We start from the raw sequence: 3,604 nt of genomic DNA on the forward strand, positions 1-3,604 counted from the left end.
CAAAATGAAAAAGCAGACATTGCCATAATTGTGAGCAACGCGCTTCCGAAAGACATCGATTCTTTTGGTCAAATAGACGGCATATGGGTTACCGATGACCGCAACGCCCTGAATCTTGCATCTGTGCTTCGCGTGAACCTCATACAACTTGCCTATGTAAGACGCTCATCAGAGGGTAAAGACGAAAAGATAAATATCCTCTACAATTATCTTTCAAGCCCAGAATTTGCCCAAAGAGTAGAATCATTAGTCCGTTCCTTCAAGGCTATGAAAGATGAACTCGAGCAGGAAAAAAGATCAATCACTAAACAATGGGCAAAAAGAGAAAAACATATAGAGCTTGCAATACAAAACACTTCCAGAATGTTTGGTGAAATCGAGGCAATCATTGGGAATGCACTGCCTGAAATAAAATTGCTTGAGCTTCCCGGCAATGGCAATGCAGAGGAGGATGAAGACTATTAAAAAAGAAATAGATAAAAGAGGAAATTTTAAAGTGACAATCTCTTTTAATTCATTTGCAGATATCAGAGGCAAGAATAAAAACATCGATTCATTCAACCTGCCTCTTGTATGCAAGGAGGAGTCAATTCAATGGCTAAAATGATACCAGCAACAGTTTCACAAAATACATCAAGCAAAGCAGAGAAGAGAGTTTTCAAAAAACTTTCTTCACTGCTTGACGACTCCTTCACTGTATTTCATTCCGTAGATATTCTTGCGCGCGAGCACAATAACAAATTAATAGATGCCGAAATAGACTTTCTCATCCTCTCAGAAAAACTCGGAATACTCGTGGTAGAAGTAAAGGGCGGTGTAATAAAGTATAATCCATTGAAAAAAGAATGGAACTCGAGCGGACATAAACTAAATAAATCACCCTATGTTCAGGCAAAAGAAAACAAATACATAATACAAAATTACTTGATAGAAAAACTTGGAGTAAAGGCGAAAAGATACCCCATTGGATATGCTGTCTGCTTTCCTGATATATTCGTAGATGAAATGAATCTTCCGCCTGAAGGGCGAAATGAGATTACGATCACAGGCAGACAGATCAAATACCTTGACTACATCATCCCTCAAATAATGGAAAGATACAAGAAAGACGGCACAGCTTTCAATTATGCAGAATACCGTGAAATTCGAAAAACTCTCCTGCCCGCATTTGAATATGGAACGAAACTTTCTGAAGCAATAGAAAGAGATGAAGAACATATCTTTACACTCACCGATGAGCAGTGTAATCTTTTAGATTTCCTCGATGAAAGGAAACGCGTCCTCATCAAAGGATATGCAGGCACAGGTAAAACTGTCCTTGCTCTCAAGAAAGCAAGAGAGCTTGCCGAAGCAGGCAATGACGTACTGCTTCTCTGCTTCAATGTTCCATTATCAAAACTTCTCAAAGAATCTATAAAAAATGTAAAAGGAAATATTGAAACATCAAACTATCATGCCTTCTGCATCGAAACATTGAACAGGGCAGGAATCAAAGTTGATATAAAAAAAGATTCAACATTCTGGCAAAAAACACTACCAAACCTTTTTTATGACTTCTTAAGAAAGAAACCCATTAAATATGATGCCATCATTGTAGATGAAGGACAGGATTTCTTTGAGGAATATTGGATAACAATCGAAGAAATGCTCAAGGATGACAGCTACTTCTACATTTTTTATGATCCCTATCAAAACCTCTACGGAACAAAATTGAGATTCCCAATCGAAGAGAAACCATTTGTGCTAAAAAGAAATTGCAGGAACACAAAAGCAATATTCAAAGTGCTCTCAAACTACTCTTCAGAAGATATAAAAATAAACGAACGAGCGCCCGAAGGTGTCCCTGTCAATGAAACGATATACAGCGACGATTATGAAGGCAGAAAGAAGCTTCAAAAACTTCTTCATCACCTTGTCAATGAAGAAAAAATCAGAAGGCAGGACATTGTAATCCTTGGAGGACATAGCATAGAAAAAACCTGCCTCAAGGATGTAAGGCAACTTGGAAATTTTACAATTGTAGATGAGCGGGAGGAAGCAGGTGCTGATGCAATCCGTTATTTCACTTATCTTCGTTACAAAGGCTGTGAGTCACCAGCAGTAATTCTGCTCGATGTTGATCCCAGTGATGACCGCTGGTCTGACAACGGCCTCTACACAGCAATCTCACGAGCCCGCACCATCCTGAATGTGTTGAGGAGGGGGAAGTGAAAATATGAAATATAATACTTTTATACTGAAAGCTCAGTCAAAATCGAAGGATATACACTTTGCCGTTAAATCCCAAATTGATGAAAAGATGTTAGTGAAAGAGCATTTCAAGTTCTCTCTATTTCAGGATATGAATATTTACCTAACGGCTAAAAAATCAATATAGATAAGGGTGAATTGGCTTATGTATGGCTTAAATAATTTATAAGTAAAAGGAATGGCAAATACGGAGTTGCGATGTGCCTATGAACGATAAAACACAATTTTTATTCATTGTGGAAAGAAATTGAATACTTCATACAGAAATGAAAGGAAAAATGAATATGAAAAAAGAATGGACTGAACACGATTTAACAATTGAACAAATTGGCCGCGGATTACTTATAAGTCAAGGGGGGGATTCCTATGTAGCGAAGGAATGGCGGCTTACACAACCTGTAATCGATATGATCGAATTGGCTCTCAAATATGGGTTGGTTTGTCTGATACAAAATGGTCATCCTCAAACTAGCAAACGGGAACCCAAAGGTGATGGAGCTGAATATATTTCATTTGCCCGTAAGCCTAACGAATTGTCCCCTGTGGTTTTAAACGCAAATTCACCATCAAACAAAAAATACCGCACTGATGTCAAACAAGTGCTTTTCCGCAAACATTACAGACATGTTTTAAAACAAGCAGACATTCCTTTTAAAGTTGAAAATTTTAGGAATGCCAGCAACATTGAAGTTCCTGTTGAATATGTCGAAGAAGCCATAAAAGCCTGTCAGCCATACTTCGACATTCACGCACCAAAAAAAGGGAAAAGAGGAATTGCAGGAGAATATCCCGGTTTCAGAGATGAAGCTGATATAGAACGATGGCTTATGGAAAATTTGGATGATAACTCTTTCGACAGGAGAATTCAGGTAATAGACAGACAAGTACGAGTTGAAGGTGGAATAATAGATATACTCATAAAAGATAAAGACTCTGGCGGATTGGTCATTCTTGAAGTAAAGCAAGGTCGTGCCCAACCCGTTCATGTTGAAGAACAAATACCACGCTATCTTACAAGTCCTTACATTCAAAACTTGGCAAATGGGAAACCAGTCACCGGATGTCTCGTTGCAGAACTTATAGAATCATCAGTAAAAAAAGCCATAGAAAATTCTCCACATCACATAGTTGGATATGAAATTAAGTGGCAGGCAACAGAAAAAGTAACTTTAAACAAAGTTGTAGGATGTTGGTGAATCCAAATTAAAAAAAGGAGATAGACAATGATTGGAATCAATACCACTAGAATATGAAGAAGAATTGTAAGGAATTATTTAATTTCAATTAAATTTATTTGAAAAAGTTTTTTGCAAGTTATTTGTGAAAGAGAAAATTACTATGAAAACTATAATTC

3 protein-coding genes are annotated in these 3,604 nt (G+C 37.4%); all 3 read left to right on the forward strand.

Going from position 1 to position 3,604, the window contains the following annotated elements:
- The coding region (locus D6734_12340; protein RMF92409.1) for a DUF2130 domain-containing protein at positions 1–465 on the forward strand (465 nt) is incomplete at its 5' end.
- Between the two features lie 108 nt (positions 466–573).
- Positions 574–2,211 carry a DUF2075 domain-containing protein gene (locus tag D6734_12345; GenBank protein RMF92410.1) on the forward strand — a complete coding sequence of 546 codons (1,638 nt, stop codon included), beginning with the start codon at positions 574–576 and terminating at the stop codon, positions 2,209–2,211.
- Positions 2,212–2,516: 305 nt separating this feature from the next.
- Positions 2,517–3,446, forward strand: a complete 930-nt coding sequence (locus D6734_12350) for a DUF91 domain-containing protein (GenBank protein RMF92411.1) — start codon at positions 2,517–2,519, stop codon at positions 3,444–3,446.
- Positions 3,447–3,604: the final 158 nt, after the last annotated feature.

This window comes from Candidatus Schekmanbacteria bacterium (assembly GCA_003695725.1).
In the GTDB taxonomy this organism is placed as follows: Bacteria; Schekmanbacteria; GWA2-38-11; order GWA2-38-11; family J061; genus J061.